9 protein-coding genes are annotated in these 15,471 nt (G+C 65.7%); 6 read left to right on the top strand and 3 right to left on the bottom strand.

Annotation, left to right across the window (positions count from 1 at the left end):
• Both cydB and cydX read left to right on the top strand, forming a co-directional pair.
• Positions 1-1,155 carry a cytochrome d ubiquinol oxidase subunit II gene (gene cydB / locus AB7A72_RS07025; RefSeq protein WP_312462754.1) on the top strand — a complete coding sequence of 385 codons (1,155 nt, stop codon included), beginning with the start codon at positions 1-3 and terminating at the stop codon, positions 1,153-1,155.
• A 29-nt stretch (positions 1,156-1,184) separates the two neighbouring features.
• Positions 1,185-1,319, top strand: a complete 135-nt coding sequence (gene cydX, locus AB7A72_RS07030; protein ID WP_021025677.1) for a cytochrome bd-I oxidase subunit CydX — start codon at positions 1,185-1,187, stop codon at positions 1,317-1,319.
• 64 nt (positions 1,320-1,383) lie between these two features.
• On the opposite strand, the gene AB7A72_RS07035 is transcribed toward cydX, so the two are convergent.
• Entirely contained in the window at positions 1,384-2,715 is a 1,332-nt protein-coding gene (locus tag AB7A72_RS07035) for a L,D-transpeptidase family protein (protein WP_369459437.1), read from the bottom strand.
• 58 nt (positions 2,716-2,773) lie between these two features.
• Positions 2,774-4,027 carry a L,D-transpeptidase Cds6 family protein gene (locus AB7A72_RS07040; protein WP_369459438.1) on the bottom strand — a complete coding sequence of 418 codons (1,254 nt, stop codon included), beginning with the start codon at positions 4,025-4,027 and terminating at the stop codon, positions 2,774-2,776.
• A 459-nt stretch (positions 4,028-4,486) separates the two neighbouring features.
• Between AB7A72_RS07040 and AB7A72_RS07045 the strand changes: the two genes are divergently transcribed.
• Positions 4,487-5,944, top strand: a complete 1,458-nt coding sequence (locus AB7A72_RS07045) for a hypothetical protein (RefSeq protein ID WP_369459439.1) — start codon at positions 4,487-4,489, stop codon at positions 5,942-5,944.
• A 128-nt stretch (positions 5,945-6,072) separates the two neighbouring features.
• Here the strand turns inward: AB7A72_RS07045 and AB7A72_RS07050 are convergent, their stop codons facing one another.
• On the bottom strand, positions 6,073-7,194 hold the full coding sequence (locus AB7A72_RS07050) for a L,D-transpeptidase Cds6 family protein (RefSeq protein WP_369459440.1): 1,122 nt from the start codon (positions 7,192-7,194) through the stop codon (positions 6,073-6,075).
• 552 nt (positions 7,195-7,746) lie between these two features.
• Here AB7A72_RS07050 and AB7A72_RS07055 point away from each other — a divergent pair.
• The 3 genes from AB7A72_RS07055 (at position 7,747) to AB7A72_RS07065 (ending at position 15,266) form a co-directional block, all read left to right on the top strand.
• A complete protein-coding gene (locus AB7A72_RS07055) occupies positions 7,747-13,032 on the top strand; it encodes a hypothetical protein (RefSeq protein ID WP_369459441.1) in 5,286 nt (1,761 codons plus the stop codon).
• A gap of 101 nt (positions 13,033-13,133) precedes the next feature.
• Positions 13,134-13,652 (top strand): OmpA family protein, encoded by a 519-nt coding sequence (locus tag AB7A72_RS07060; RefSeq protein ID WP_312463360.1) that lies wholly within the window; start codon positions 13,134-13,136, stop codon positions 13,650-13,652.
• Positions 13,653-13,721: 69 nt separating this feature from the next.
• Entirely contained in the window at positions 13,722-15,266 is a 1,545-nt protein-coding gene (locus tag AB7A72_RS07065) for a hypothetical protein (RefSeq protein WP_369459442.1), read from the top strand.
• Positions 15,267-15,471 lie beyond the last annotated feature (205 nt).

Here is a 15,471-nt window from a genome sequence, read left to right on the forward strand (position 1 = left end):
ATGATCTTGCATACACTTTTGAACTACGACACCCTGCGTGTCATCTGGTGGGTCCTGCTGGGCGTGCTGCTGATCGGCTTTGCCGTGATGGACGGCTTTGACCTGGGCACCGGCATGCTGCTGCCCTTCCTGGGCAAGAACGATCTGGAGCGCCGCGTCATCATCAACGCAGTGGGCCCCACCTGGGAAGGCAACCAGGTTTGGCTGGTGCTGGGCGGTGGCGCCATCTTTGCCGCCTGGCCACAGCTGTATGCGGTGTCCTTCTCGGGCTTTTACCTGGCCATGTTCGTGATCCTGATCGGTCTGATCCTGCGCCCGGTCGCCTTCAAGTACCGCAGCAAGAACGAGTCTCCCGCCTGGCGCAGCCGCTGGGACTGGGCACTGTTTGCCGGCAGCTTCATCCCCGCGCTGATCTGCGGCGTGGCCATGGGCAATGTGCTGCAGGGCGTACCCTTCCGCCTCACGCCTGAGCTCTATATCCACTACGACGGCAGCTTCTTCGGCCTGCTCAACCCCTTCGCGATCCTGGCTGGCCTGATCTCGGTCACCATGCTGCTGATGCATGGCGCCGCCTGGCTGTGCATCAAGACCGAAGGTGCGATTGCCGCCCGGGCCCGCACCGTGGGCAGCATCTCGGCCGTCGTCACCGCCGTGCTGTTCGTGCTCGCAGGCATCGTGCTGTGGAAGTTTGTCGACGGCTACAGCATCACCTCGGTGCTGAACACCACCGGCCCGTCGAACCCGCTGTTCAAGACCGCAGCCCACGCCCCCGGCGCCTGGATGCAAAACTACCAGCAGCACCCCTGGACGATGGCTGCGCCCATTCTCGGCGTACTGGGTTGCCTGCTGGCGGCCGTGCTGATCCGCGCCCGCAAGGATGGTCTGGCGATGATCACCAGCGGCCTGGGCATTGCCGGCATCATCCTGACCGTGGGCGCCTCGATGTTCCCGATGATCCTGCCCTCGTCCGTGGATCCGCGTTTCAGCCTGACGGTCTGGGATTCCTCGTCCAGCCACATGACCTTGTTCATCATGCTGGTCTGTACGCTCATCTTCATGCCGCTGATCCTCGCCTATACCAGCTGGGTCTACTCCGTCCTCTGGGGCAAGGTCAATGCCAAGGACATCAACGACGGCAACGGCCACGCTTACTGAGCGCCGCCGCACACAGAAAGGATTCAACTATGTGGTATTTCTCTTGGATTCTCGGCCTGCCACTGGCCGCCGCCTTTGCGGTGCTCAACGCCATGTGGTTTGAGATGACCGAAGACCAGAAGCTGCGCCAGCAGCTGCTGGATGACCCGGACTCGCAGCACTAAGCCGCTGCACAAAGCACAAAGGCCCAAACCTCGGTTTGGGCCTTTTGCTATGGGCTGACAACGGTCAGCTCTGGTTTTGCAGGTCTTCAGAGAACAAGCGCCAGTCCTTGCCCACCTTGCGCCAGTACTGGCGCAGCGACAAGGGCTGGGCCTGTTCGCGGCTCTTGAGCTTCAAGTTGGCAACACGGATCTCGCCCTTGTCGTCCTTCCAGCCGTAGGTGGAGATGTCCTGCAGCTCCACGTTGCGGCCCTTGAACAGCGCGGCCATGCGGTTCTGCCAGGCCTGGCCTTCGGGCGAGGCCGTCCATTGCGGCGAGGCCAGCTGCAAAGCGGCCTGGGGACCGTCCTGCATCCAGGCCTGGTGCCACTGCTGGAGCACGGCGTGGAAGGCCTCCGTATTCTGGCGGTGGGAGGCATCGCTTGGCGCCACCCACTGGAGCTGATCGCGGATCAGGACCGGCGTGAGCTTGTCCACCGTGCGCATCAGTGCGATCAAGTCGGGGTTGGCCAACACCACGCAGCCATCGCTGGCCTGGGGCAGGCGCGCAAACTGGTCCGGCGGCGCGCCGTGCAGCCAGATGCCGCTGCCCGAGCGGCCCATGGCCTTGTCCCAGTCATTGGGGTAGTTCAGCGTGAGGGCGCCCTTGCCATAAAACTCGGGCAGGCGCTGTCCTGCGATCTGCCGGCCGATAAAGTAAATGCCTTCAGGCGTGCGCTGGTCGCCCTCTTCGAGCTTGCCCACGCCGAGCTTGCCAACGGAGACATAGAAGCTGTCCACCAGCTGCAACTGCCCCTTGTCGTGGCGCAGCAAATAAAGGCGCGACTGGCTCGCATCGATCGCAATGACCTGCCGCACCGAGGGCGACAGCGACAGAAACTCCGCAGGCACTTGGCCAGCAGCGGGCAGCGACCGGGCGCCAAGCATGCGGCGGCGGATTTCGTCCTGCAGGCCCTGGAGCTGCTCCAGACTCTGCGCGCCCTGAACGCTGGCGGCGGGGATGGGCAACGGCGCTGCCCCGGCTTGCGGCAGCGGGACATGTTTGACCGGCAGCATCGCAGCCCGCTCGGCCACCGCAGCCGGTGTCAACGCGCCGGGCTGGCCGGAGCGAAAACGCAGCAGATCGGCATACACCAGCTGCGCCGCCTGAAAATGCGGCACATCGGCCGTCAAGCTGGCTGCCGCCTTGAGGGCCTGGTCCAGCTGCTGGTTCTGCACCAGCGCAATGATCTGCACCAGGCGCTCTTCGGCATCGGGTTGGCGGATGTTGGCAGTAGCGGCGCCGGCCTGTGCTGCAGCGCGCGGCGTGGCCGGGGTGCCTGCGGCCAGCGCCGCGCCTGCGGCGGCCACCATGGCTGCGCCAATCCCCGTGCGCCAAAACTGCTTGCAAAAAGGCATAGCCTGCGATTCCTTCTACTGACTTCCGTGCGGACCAGCGCCGATCATAGCTGCCCGATCAGCCGCCGGTGGTCTCGCGCATGATGCGCCAATGGCCTTTTTCCAGGCGCATCACCAAGGTCTTGCGGGTGGTCGTCTTGAGGGAACCGGCCGCATAGTACTGGCGGAACTTGGCCGTCGCCTGGTCGCCGTCGACGCTGACCTGCAGATTGCGCACATTCACCACAATCGCCTGCTTGCCGACGATGCGTTGGCGCCGCTCTTCCTTCCAGGCCGCCAGGCTGCCGCCACCGGCGGGGCTGAACTGGTCGCTGTAGGCGGCCAGATAACCGCCCATGTCCTTCTTCTCCCAGGCGGAGGCCCAGGCGTTGACGGCGCGCTCCACATCCAGCTTGGCGGTATCGCGCGCTGGCTTGGGCTTGGTCTCGGCCACAGGTGCTGCCGGTTTGGCGGCTGGCGCGGCGGCCACGGCGTGGGCGGGCTCGGCAGGTGCCGGAGCCGCCTTGGGCGCGGGCGCCGGAGCAGGCGTAGGGGCCGGCGCTGGAGCGGGCGCCGCTGCCGCCTTGGCGGGAGCGGGAGCAGGCGCAGGAGCCGCTTGGGCCACTACAGCCGGCGCAGGCGGCTTGGGCGCGGCCACGGGAGCCGGTGCTGGCACCGGTGCGGGTGCTGGCACGGGCACGGGCACGGGCACGGGTGCGGGGGCCGGCGCAGGCGGTGGGACCACCGGTTTGGGCGGCGCATCGGCGCGCGCCTGCACCAAGGCATTCTTGCCATTGGCAAGCGATGCCGGAACAATCTGCGTGATCAACGCCAGTTGCGGCCCCGTTTGCTGGGGCCCGCCTTCCAGTTGCAGCGCCTTCGCATAGGCGTCGCTGGCCATGCGCGCATAGAGGTCGCCCAGGTTCTGATGCGCCGTCGTGTAGCTCGGATGGGTGCGCATCGATTGCTCCAGCGCCTGCGCCGCCTTGCGATCCTGCCCATCGGCTGCATACAGCACAGCCAGGTTGTTGTAAGGCTCGGGCATGCCGGGGTAATCGCGGGTCAGCTCCTGGAAGATCCTGATCGCCTGCGCATTCTGCTTTTGCTCGGCCGCAATCACGCCACGCAAAAAGCGCATCTCCACATCGGCGGGTTGCTTGCGCAGGTAGGCGTCGGCCTCTTTGGCAGCCTGGGCCGCCTTGCCCTGCTGCAGCAGCTGGCTCACTTCTGCCACCGCTGGCGATGGCGGCGCTGCCTGCCCCTGCAGCGCTGTCCCCCCCAGCAGCACACCCACACAGACCGCCGCCCAGTGCTGGCGACATAGGACGGGCACCAGAGATCGCAGGGAGGGGCGCGCTGGAGAAGCACTTTGCATGGGGGATTTGTCTCGTTGCAGTGGACCAAAGCCGCAGAAAACAGCCAGAAATCTTGCTTGCCGGTTACGCGCCCCTGAAGGCGGCGAAGGCGGCGAAGGCGGCGCCGGGAGCGCGCGCAAAGCGGGCTGATTATACAGACCGCTGCAGCGGCCAAGCATAGGGCTGCGCGGGCCAGGCGCTCTTGGAACACCGGCCAAACGTTACGTAACAACCGGGGAACACAGCGAGAGCGGCGTGGGCCTTCAGAAGCGGGCTCGCACTACCCGGCATAAAAATATCCAAATAAAACAACGTCTTTGCGATTGCAGACATTCTTCCGGAAAGCATGGGCACGCTGGCACGGCAGTTGCTCAGCTCCTCGCAGGCCAGACATTTTTCCACCCAGCCAGCCCTTCACCCGGACCGGAGACCTGCACATGACCCAAAACGCTCCCTTGCTCAGCCCGGAGGTCTGCGATACCTTGTTCGATGCAGCCCAGGAACGCCATCTGTCCATGGAGATCCACAGCGCCCCGGGCCTGAGCCACCAGCTCCAACTGGCTGCACGCTTTGTCGCCCAGCAGGCGGCCGAGCTGCCCAAGCCCTACGATGGCTGCCTGATGTTCTTCACGGTGACCGCACAGCACCTGCCCATCACCAGCTTCTGCACCCACCAGCCCAGCATTGATGAAGCCTGGGCCGAAGGTGCAGCGCGGATCCGGCAGTGGGCCTGGGCATTCAACATCACCAGCATGGAGCTGCGTGTCGACTGGGTGACGGCGGTGCTTCCGCTGGCGGGCGATGAGCCGCAGGATGCGCTGGCTGACCTGCGCCAGTCCTGGAGCCTGGCCGACCATGCGCCGTACCGCGGCGAAATGCTCGCCGCGCTGAGCCAGCAGACAACGCGGGCGCTCTCGCGCCTGCAGCAGTTGAGCGATGCGGTGCCACCCAACACCCAGGCCCGCTGGCATCTGGTGCTGGAAGGCCTGCACCTCTGCCCGCTTGGAGAAATGCGCACCCTGCCCCACTACCCGCCAGCCGCACCACGGCAGAACCGGGGCGACGCGGCACCGGCGATCTACCAGGCTACCCAGCAGCTGCTGGCCCTGAGCCAGAGCGAAGACGGCAGTTGGCCCGAGGCCAGCACCTTGATCGACCACCTTGGCATCACCTACGCACTGCTGCTGACGCAGCGTCAAAGCGGAACCACAGCGGCGTCCTCCATGACCGTGCACCGCGCCATCGCCTACCAGGTCGCGCAAATGCAGCGCTGGAGCCTGCATGAATGCGGCAGCGACCTGCTCAAGGCGATGGGGCTGATCGTGCTCGTGCAGTATGTCCACCTCTACCCGGGCGCCGGCAGTGCCCCAGCGCTGCGGGACCTGATTGGCCTGCTGTCACAGCAGTTGCATGGCAAGACCGGCAACGCCGCCGGTGCCTCTGCACCCTGGGCCCAGTTGGCGCTGCAAAGCCTGCAACTGAGCGGGCAGCAGGCTGGGGATGCAGCCGGCGGCGGCGAGGCTGCATCCGCCACGGACTGCCAATGGCTGCACGCAGCCTGGCAACAGATGCACGCCCTGGCACAAGACCAGGAGCACAGCAAGCTGCATCCCGAGCCCTGGGTGGCGACTGCGTTGATGGAATGCTCGCTGCAGCACGGCCAACCCGCGTTCTCCAGCCCGGCGCAGCGCAGCCAGTTTTTCTCGGGCATGCAGTCGCTGTTCAAGACCTGCTACCAGCGCATGGTCTGGCCCAAAGCGGGGCATCCACTGGCCGGCCGCCAGCGCCCTGCCAGCGGTGGCAGCCGCGCGCCGTTGACCGACTGCCGCGTGGCCAGTCAGTTGCTGATCACGATCAGCGCGGCGGTGAATTTCTCCAACCTTGCACGCAACTGAACGCTGGGAGCGCGAAAGGCGCGCGGGGTGCGGCGGTCAGCGCCAGCAGTCCGGCCCGCCGCGTTGAGCGCCCCACCCCAGCCAGGCGCCTGTCCGTTCCCGGCAGGCGCCTTTCCTGTCGCGCTGGCTCAGCGCCCGACGGTCTCGCTCACAATGCGCCATTGGCCCTGCTCCGGCTGCAGCACCAAGGTCTTGCGCGTGTTGCTCTTGAGTGCCCCGGAGGCGTAGGCCTGCAGAAACCGCGCGCTGGCACGCTCGCCCTCCACCACCACTTGCACATCGCTGAGCACTACGCTGATCTCGCGCTTGCCCCCAATGCGTTGGCGGCGCGACTGCTTCCAGGCCGCCAGGCTGCTGCCATCGGCGGGTGTGAAGCTGGGGCTGTAGGCAGCCAGGTAGGCGTCCATGTCCTGCTGTGCCCAGGCCTTTGCCCAGGCCTGTACAGCCGCCTGGACGGCGGAAGGGGAAGCATCGGCCTTCGGCGTAGCGGTTTGCGCAGGCGCCGCATCTCCCGCCGGATCGGGGCGGGCAGAAGATAGGGCCGCCTGCGCGCCGGCCAGGGGCCGGGGCGACGCCGATGGGGTGCGTCCGGCGGTAGACGGCGCCGCCGCAGGCTCGGTGGTGCCCAGCGAAGCAGCGGACTGCACAGGCGTCAAGTCTGGCGCTGGCGCGGCCTTGGCTGCAGACACGGGCGCGTCCGCGGCCACCGCAGCCACTGGCAACGCAGCGGCCGGCGCGACAGACCCTGCCTTTGCCGGCGCAATCTGGGCGATCAGCGCCTGCTTGGGAGCAATGCCCTGGCGGCCGCTGTCCAGCTCCAGCGCCTTGGCGTAGGACTGGCTGGCCATGCGTGCATACAGATCACCGAGGTTTTCGTAGGCAGTGGCATAGCCGGGCTGGGCGCGGATGGCCTGGTCCAGCGCATCGACAGCTTTGCGCTCCTGCCCCTGAGCGGCATAGAGCACCGCCAGATTGTTATGGGGCTCGGGCATGGCCGGGTAATCGCGGGCCAATGCCGAAAAGATCTGAATGGCCTGCGGCAGCTGCTTTTGCTCCGTAGCGATCACACCGCGCAAAAAGCGCATCTCTGCATCGGCGGGGTTCAGTTGCAGGAACTGGTCGGCCTGCTGGGCGGCTTGCTCGGTCTGCCCCTGCTCGAGCAGCTGCGCGACGGCATCCACCTCTCGCGCCGCATGGACCGGCAGCGCCAGCAACGCGGCGGCGCTGCCTGTCCAAAGTGCGGCGGCCACTCGGGGCAGCCGCGTCTGCAATAACCGGATCGAACGAGAAACAGGGCGAGACGCAATGCGCATAAATGGCTTTTTCAAAGTCATGGGTCAGAAAACGCAGCCGAATGTCCGGCCCGACAGGCACCGGATCAGCGATTTGGAAAAACAGACGAGAAGCAGACGACAGCGGAAATGGTATGCGAGCACGGCACCTGATTCATTATGTAAATTTTTATGACTTATCCCGCCCCATGATGCAAATACTATGAACCAACAAAAGTATCAAATATTTACAGATTTGCTCCGCCATAACTCGGGAACGTTACGTAACACCCCACGGAACAACATTGGACATAGCTTGACCACCCTTCCGAATCATAGTTTTTTAAATAGCGGATTTTCCATTGATTAATAAATTACCCCATATTTTTCAATCACTTATGAAAAACCAAAAGACGCCAGATAAAAAACAAATCTATGGCACACATGTTGCACAGGCTCCACCCAGATAAGCCTCGCGAGGCGAGTCGGAGCCCTTGCGTTTGATATTCCATCTCCAACAGGACAGAGAACATGACCACCTCTACCGCCCTCCCTTCCAATACCGCAGCTGCCGCACTGGCAACCCACGGCATGGCGTCCCAAACCGGCAGTGGAGCGGCGATGGCCGCATCGGCCAAAGGCACGCCTGCCACGCTGTCCCAGGCCACTGCTGGCGTACAGATCGTGCGCGACGGCCAGACCATGGCAGCGCCGGCAGGCACAGCCTTGCAGGTGGGTGACAAGATCATCGTCCCGGCCGATGGCAGTGCGCAGGCCCAGTTCACCGGCGCTGGTGGCCAGAAGCTGGTCGGTACCTTTGCCGGTGGCACCGAGGCGACGTTGGGCTACCAGGCAGGGTCTGACGGGGCCGGTGCCATGGCGCTGGATCTGGCCTCCGGCAAAGTCGATGTAGCCCCTGCCGGCGATGACACCGACGCGCTGGGCCTGGTGGTAACCCAGGAAACGGCCGAGGCAGGTGGCTCCACATTGGGCGATTTTCTGTTGGCGGGTCTCGTCGGCATTGGCGGTGGCGCGCTGATTGCGGCCGCATTGGACAGTGGGGACGATGACGACGACCGCACGCCTCCGGTCAACCCCACCAATCCAACGAATCCCACCAACCCTACCAACCCCACGGATCCGACCAATCCGACGAACCCCACCAATCCTACGGATCCGACCAACCCCACGGACCCCACCAGTCCAACCAACCCAACGAACCCGACCAACCCGACGGATCCTACGAACCCGACCAATCCAACCAACCCCACGAATCCGACGAACCCGACCAATCCAACGAACCCTACGAATCCGACCAACCCCACCAATCCAACGAACCCGACTAACCCCACGAATCCGACCAACCCGACGGATCCTACGAATCCGACCAATCCAACCAACCCTACGAACCCGACTAACCCAACCAATCCTACGGATCCCACGAATCCCACGAATCCGACCAACCCGACGAACCCCACCAATCCGACCAACCCGACGGATCCTACAAACCCGACCAATCCAACCAACCCCACGGATCCAACCAATCCGACCAACCCCACCAACCCTACGAATCCGACGGACCCTACCAATCCGACGAATCCCACGAACCCGACCAACCCTACGGATCCCACCAATCCGACGAATCCTACGAATCCGACCAACCCAACCAACCCTACGGATCCAACAAATCCGACGAACCCGACCAATCCTACGGATCCAACCAATCCAACCAACCCTACGAACCCCACCAATCCGACCAACCCCACGGACCCTACCAATCCGACCAACCCTACCAATCCAACTAACCCCACGGACCCCACCAATCCGACGAACCCCACCAACCCCACGGATCCAACCAATCCGACCAACCCGACCAACCCAACGGATCCGACGACCCCTACCGATCCGACGGATGGGCATGGTCTGATCACCTCGGTGGAGGACGTACTGGGCGCGCTGGGCGGTGGCACCTTGGTGGCACCCGTCACGGACCTGGTCAATTCGCTGATCAACCCATCGACGGGAACCCTGGCAGTGGTGACCGGCGTGCTGGAGCAGCTGACCAATACCAATGGCGGTCCTCTGGGCGTGCTGACTGAGCTGGTCGATGGACTGGTCAATATCCAGGACCAGGGGCTGGAGCCACTGGTGGCGACGCTCAACCAACTGATCGCCGGTCTGGGCGACCCGACCGCTACCGAAGGCATTCCCGGCGTGGTCAACCAGGTGCTGGGCGGATTGCTGGGTGAGAACAGCCCGCTCGGTGAGCTGCTGGCAGGCGTTGGCGGCCTGCTGGGCGGTTTGTTGGGCGGCGGCTCCGGTACGCCTCCCGGTGGTACGGATGGCCCCGGCATCGTGACCACGGTGCAAGAGGTGGTGGATGGGCTGCTGGGCGGCACCGTGGCCGAGCCCGTGGGCCAATTGATCGACAGTCTGCTCAACCCCAGCGATGGCACACTCGCCACCGTCACCGGTTTGCTCGAAGGCCTGACCAGCGTGGAAGGCGGCCCGCTGGGGGTGCTGACCGAGTTGGTCCATGGCCTCACCCAAGTGGACGGCCAGGCGCTGCAGCCGCTGATCGGCACCTTGAACGAGCTGATTGCCGGTTTGGGCAGCATTGGCGAAGGCGGTATCAGCGGTGGCCTCATTGGCTCGATCGTCGGCAGCATCCTGGGTGGTCTGGTGCCAGGCGGTGGCGCCACTGACGGCGGCGTGGTCACCAGCGTGCAAGACGTGGTGGATGGCCTGCTGGGCGGCACTGTGGCCGAGCCTGTGGGTCAATTGCTCGACAGCCTGCTCAACCCTGGCAGCGGCACGCTTGCCACAGTGACGTCGGTGCTCGAAGGCCTGACCTCGGTCAATGGTGGCCCGCTGGGCGTGCTGACCGAGCTGGTCAATGGCCTGACCCAGGTCGAAGGCCAGGCGCTGCAACCTGTCATCGGCACGTTGAACGAGCTGATTGCCGGCTTGGGCAACGTGGGTGAAGGTGGCCTGGGAGGTGGCGTGATTGGCACCATCGTTGGCGGCGTGCTCGGTGGCCTGGTGCCCGGTGGCGGCGCCACCGACGGCGGCTTGGTCACGACGGTACAGAATGTTGTCGATGGTCTGCTGGGCGGCACGGTGGCCGAGCCTGTAGGCCAACTGCTCGACAGCCTGCTCAACCCTGGCAGCGGCACGCTTGCCACGGTGACCTCGGTGCTCGAAGGCCTGACCTCGGTCGAAGGCGGTCCGCTGGGTGTGCTGACCGAGCTGGTCAGCGGCCTGACCCAGGTCGAAGGCCAGGCGCTGCAACCGGTCATTGGCACCTTGAACGAACTGATTGCCGGTCTGGGCACCATTGGCGAAGGCGGTTTGGGCGGCGGCCTGGGCGGCGGTCTGATCGGAACCATCGTCGGCGGTGTGCTGGGCGGTCTGGTCCCGGGCGGCGGTGCCACCGACGGTGGCTTGATCACCACAGCCCAGGATGTCGTCGACAACCTGCTGGGCGGCACCGTTGCTGAACCGGTAGGCCAATTGCTCGACAGCCTGCTCAACCCTGGTAGCGGCACCCTGGCGACGGTCACCAACGTGCTCGAAGGCCTGACCTCGGTCGAAGGCGGCCCACTGGGCGTACTGACCGAGCTGGTCAGCGGTCTGACCCAGGTTGAAGGCCAGGGCCTGCAGCCTGTGATCGGTACGCTGAACGAACTGATTGCCGGCCTGGGCAGTATCGGCGACGGCGGTGGCGGCGGCCTCGGTGGCGGCCTGATTGGCACCGTGGTTGGCGGCGTGCTGGGCGGTTTGACGGGCGGCAATGGCGGCTTGCTCGGCGGCCTGACCGGTGAAGGCGGCCTGCTGGGCGGCCTCACCGGGGAAGGTGGCCTGCTGGGTGGCCTCACCGGAGAAGGCGGTCTGCTGGGCGGCCTGACAGGCGAAGGCGGTCTGCTGGGTGGCGTCGTCGGCGGCAACGGTGGCTTGCTGGGCGGTCTGACCGGTGACGGCGGCTTGCTTGGCGGGCTGCTGGGTTCGGGCTCGGGCGGTGCCGACGGCAGCGGTGTCGTGACCACGGCACAAAACCTGATCGGAGACCTGGTCGGCGGCACGGCCGCAGCCCCTGTCAACGTGGTGGCGGATACCTTGCTGGATCCACAAAGCGGGGTGTTGGCCCCTGTGACCAGCGTCGTTGAAAGCCTGACCAACACCGGCAGCGGCCCGCTTGGCGTCGTCACCTCGGCCGTCAATGGCCTGACCCAGGTGCCTGGCCAGGCGCTGGAGCCGGTGGTCTCTGCGGTGCACGAGGTTGTCGCAGGGCTGAGCGGAGGCACGTCAGGCAGCGCAGTAGGCGGCCTGCTCGGTGGCCTCACTGGAGAAGGTGGTCTGCTGGGAGGTCTGACTGGTGAAGGCGGCCTGTTGGGTGGCTTGACCGGTGACGGCGGCCTGCTCGGCGGCGTCGTCGGCGGCAATGGCGGCCTGCTCGGGGGCCTCACCGGTGAAGGCGGTCTGTTGGGTGGCTTGACCGGTGACGGCGGTCTGCTCGGCGGCGTCGTCGGTGGTAATGGTGGCCTGCTCGGCGGCCTGACCGGTGAAGGCGGCCTGCTGGGTGGCTTGACCGGTGAAGGCGGCCTGCTCGGCGGATTACTGGGCAACGGCTCCGGCGGTGCCGATGGCAGCGGCGTGGTCACCTCGGCACAAAACCTGGTCGGCGATCTCGTCGGCGGAACGGTGGCAGCGCCCATCAACGCGGTGGTCGATACCCTGCTGGATCCGCAAAGCGGCGTCCTGGCGCCGGTGACCAGCATCGTTGAAGGCCTGACAAACACCGGCAACGGCCCACTGGGCCTCGTGACCTCGGCGGTCGACGGCCTCACGCAAGTGCCTGGCCAGGCGCTGGAGCCGGTCGTCTCTGCGGTGCACGATGTGGTGGCGGGTCTGAGCGGCGGCGCATCGGGTGGCGCGGCCGGTGGCTTGCTGGGCGGTTTGACCGGCGAAGGCGGTTTGCTTGGCGGCGTGCTGGGTGGCGACGGCGGCCTGCTCTCCGGCGTCACTGGTGAAGGCGGCCTGCTGGGCGGCTTGACCGGCAATGGCGGTCTGCTCGGCGGCCTGACCGGTGACGGTGGCCTGTTGGGCGGTGTGCTGGGCTCCGGCTCGGGCGGCGCCGATGGCAGCGGTCTGGTGACTACCGCGCAAAACGTGGTGGGCGACCTGGTCGGCGGCACGGTGGCAGCACCGGTCAACGCAGTGGTTGATACCTTGCTGGATCCGCAAAGCGGCGTCTTGGCACCGGTCACCAGTGTCGCCGAGGACCTGACCAGCACCAGCGGTGGCCCGCTTGGCGTGGTGACCTCGGTCGCCGATGGCCTGACCCAGGTGCCAGGCCAGGCGCTCGAGCCGGTGCTCTCTACCGTGCACGAAGTCGTGGCAGGGCTGGGCGGTGCCACCTCGGGTGGTGGCGCGGCAGACCTGGGCGGTGTTGTTGACGGTCTGCTCGGCGGTGTGCTTGGCTCGGCCGATGGCACCACGGGCGGCGTGCTGGCGGGCCTGACCGGCGACGGCAGCCTCGTCAGCGGCCTGCTGGGCGACAACGGCGTCGTCGGCGGCCTGCTGGGTGGCAACACCGGCCTGTTGTCCGGCATCACCGGTGAACAAGGCATCGTCGGCGGTCTGCTCGGCGGACAAGGCCTGCTGGGCGGCTTGCTGGGGGGCACGGCAGCGCCGCACTTCGTGGCCAGCAGCGCAGGCAGTGCGCTGCAGCCGGTGGCTACGGCCATCAGCAGCGTGTCCAGTGGCGATGCACACAGCGTGCTGCCGCAGGACCTTCTGCACCACCAGGCGGCCTGATGCACAGCGCTCCCCGCGCTGAGCAGTGACCCGCTTGTGCCCCATGGGTTCGCAGCGCTTGCCTGGCAACAGGCAAGCGCCGGGCCGGATCAAGGATTGCCATGTTCAAACATTTACCTCTCTCCGTTGCCGCCGCACTGGCCTTGAGCCTCACCGCCTGCGGCACCAGTTCCACCACCGCCAAACGCGAGGAACACATTTACGCGCTGCCCAAACCGGCGCAAGCACCTGCCCAATCGGGCGTGGCGCCGGTCGTGGCCACCGCACAGCCCGGCAAAAAAGGCCCGGCCGATACCGCCCATATCGTCTATTTCGACTTTGACTCCTACACGGTGCGTCCCGCCGATCGCCCGGTTCTGGAAAGCCATGCCCGCTGGATGCGCAGCAACCCCGGCCAATCGCTGACGTTGCAAGGCCACACCGATGCACGCGGTGGCATTGAATACAACCTGGCGCTGGGCCAAAAACGGGCCGAGTCGGTGCGCAGCAGCTTGCAGACCTTGGGGATCGATCCCGCGCGCGTCGAAGCCGTCAGCTACGGCAAGGAGCGGCTGGCCGATACCGGCACCAGCGAAGAGGCCCACCAGCGCAACCGCCGCGTGGAGTTCGAGTACCGCTAAGCGCCGCACGGCATGGCGCGCAACCGCGCGATGCCGATTCTCTTGTCTCAGCCCCCTGGAGGCCCCGTGTTGGCGCACCAAGCACCCCACCGCTGGAGCACACAGCCCAGCCTGGTCCAGCAACTGGGCCTGGGCCTGGACTACCTGAAAACCCGCACCAGCCCGCTGCCCGAGCCCTTCGGTGATTGCATCCTGCTGCTGAGCGTGGCCACGCCGGGTGAGCCCGTGGCCACCTTCTATGTGCGCCGCGCCACCTTGGATGCCGCGTGGCGCGCAGGCTCGACCCAGGTGCGGCAATGGGCCTGGAGCCGCAGCCTTGACTGCCTGGAGTTGCGCATCGACTGGCCCTTGCAAATCAGCGCGTTGGAAGCCGCCGCCTCCGTTCTACCGGGCCCGCAACCCGCCATATCGGCCTGGGCGCTGGCCGATGAGAGCCTGGAGCAGGTCCAGCTGCTACCACCGCAGCACTGGCCTGCAACGGCATCAGCGCCCCGCAGCTGGCTGGCGGGGGGCGCCCAACAGCCAGACAGCCTGCCCCGCGCGCACTGGTTGCTGCATCTGCAAGGCCTGTTGGTCAACAGCGAGGGCAGCCTGACACCGTTGCCACGCGCGGGAGGCGGTCCGTCGCGCAGCAGCGGGCCGCTGGAAGCCGCAGCAGCCACTGCCGGCCCCCCGCCGGGAGATCCCAGTCTGGCGATACTGCAAGCACTGGCCGCGCCCGAGCCCGCCCCAGACAGCTGGAGCAGCGAGCGCCTGGACGCCTTTTGCGCACGGCTTTATGCGCTGCTGCTGGTACAGCACCACTACCAGCAGCAGGCGGGCGACGGCCCGGCAATGCCGCAGCGTGGACTGTCCCAACTGCTGGGTCGCGCCGCGCTGCAGCTGTGCGAACACATCAGGGACGAACAGGCGGAGCGCGCGCAGCGCCTGAACCATGCGCTGTGCCTGCTGGTACTGGCCCGCTATGCGCAGGCCGATTCCGACGCGCTGGACAGCGTGATGCCCGCAATGGCGCAGTTGGCCCGGCGCATAGCAGCCCATCAGCCGCTGCCCGAAAGCGACTTGCAACCCCCGTTGCCCACGCCCAAACCGGCCGCACTGGCACCCGCCTGGCGCTTGGTGGCACTGACCGCCTATGCAGGCTGCCTGGGCGCCGCTGGGCCACTAGCTGCGGCAGGCACTGCCGTACCGGCGAGCAACACCGGCCTGCACAGTGACGCCAGCCCCGCCCGCATGGTGGCGCCCGAGATGGCGGCGCTGGAAGCACTGACCCGGCACTGGCTGCAGTGGCATCTGCTCGCCCATGGCGGTGCTTCTGCACCACAACCCGATTGGTCCGTGATTGCCGTGGCCGAGCTGGCCTTGCAACCGGCGATGGCCACCGCACGCCGCCATTTGCAAAGCTGCAGTTGGCTCGCAGCGCTGCGCCAGCCGTTGCGCGCCAACCTGCCGCAACGCATTTACCCGGAAACAGCGATGTTTCTACCGCCCGACACCCGCGAGTACACCGCGTTTATCGACCCCTTTGCGCATGCCGATCCGTCCCAGGCCAGCAGCTGGCGCAGCTACCAGTGGATTCACCATATCGCTGTCCCGCAATTAATCAATTTTTGATTAGCAAGCACTATTAATTTGTTGAACATTTACATAGAAAAAAACTTCAACCACTCCGTTCCGCCAATATTTAATCAAACCCTATATTAAGTATCTGGGCGGGTGACATTTGCCATAAAAAAATACAATTTCTTACCACCTACCATCCGGGATATGTTTGATAAAAATCAAAGTAAATTAGAGCAATTGCTGAACCAAACAGCGG

This window comes from Comamonas sediminis (assembly GCF_041107495.1).
GTDB lineage: Bacteria > Pseudomonadota > Gammaproteobacteria > Burkholderiales > Burkholderiaceae_C > Comamonas > Comamonas sediminis.

Excerpts from the sequence above, each read along its gene's own strand:
- cydB (WP_312462754.1), top strand. The coding sequence starts at position 1 with ATGATCTTGCATACACTTTTGAACTACGACACCCTGCGTGTCATCTGG.
- cydX (WP_021025677.1), top strand. The coding sequence starts at position 1,185 with ATGTGGTATTTCTCTTGGATTCTCGGCCTGCCACTGGCCGCCGCCTTT.
- AB7A72_RS07035 (WP_369459437.1), bottom strand. The coding sequence starts at position 2,715 with ATGCCTTTTTGCAAGCAGTTTTGGCGCACGGGGATTGGCGCAGCCATG.
- AB7A72_RS07045 (WP_369459439.1), top strand. The coding sequence starts at position 4,487 with ATGACCCAAAACGCTCCCTTGCTCAGCCCGGAGGTCTGCGATACCTTG.
- AB7A72_RS07055 (WP_369459441.1), top strand. The coding sequence starts at position 7,747 with ATGACCACCTCTACCGCCCTCCCTTCCAATACCGCAGCTGCCGCACTG.
- AB7A72_RS07060 (WP_312463360.1), top strand. The coding sequence starts at position 13,134 with ATGTTCAAACATTTACCTCTCTCCGTTGCCGCCGCACTGGCCTTGAGC.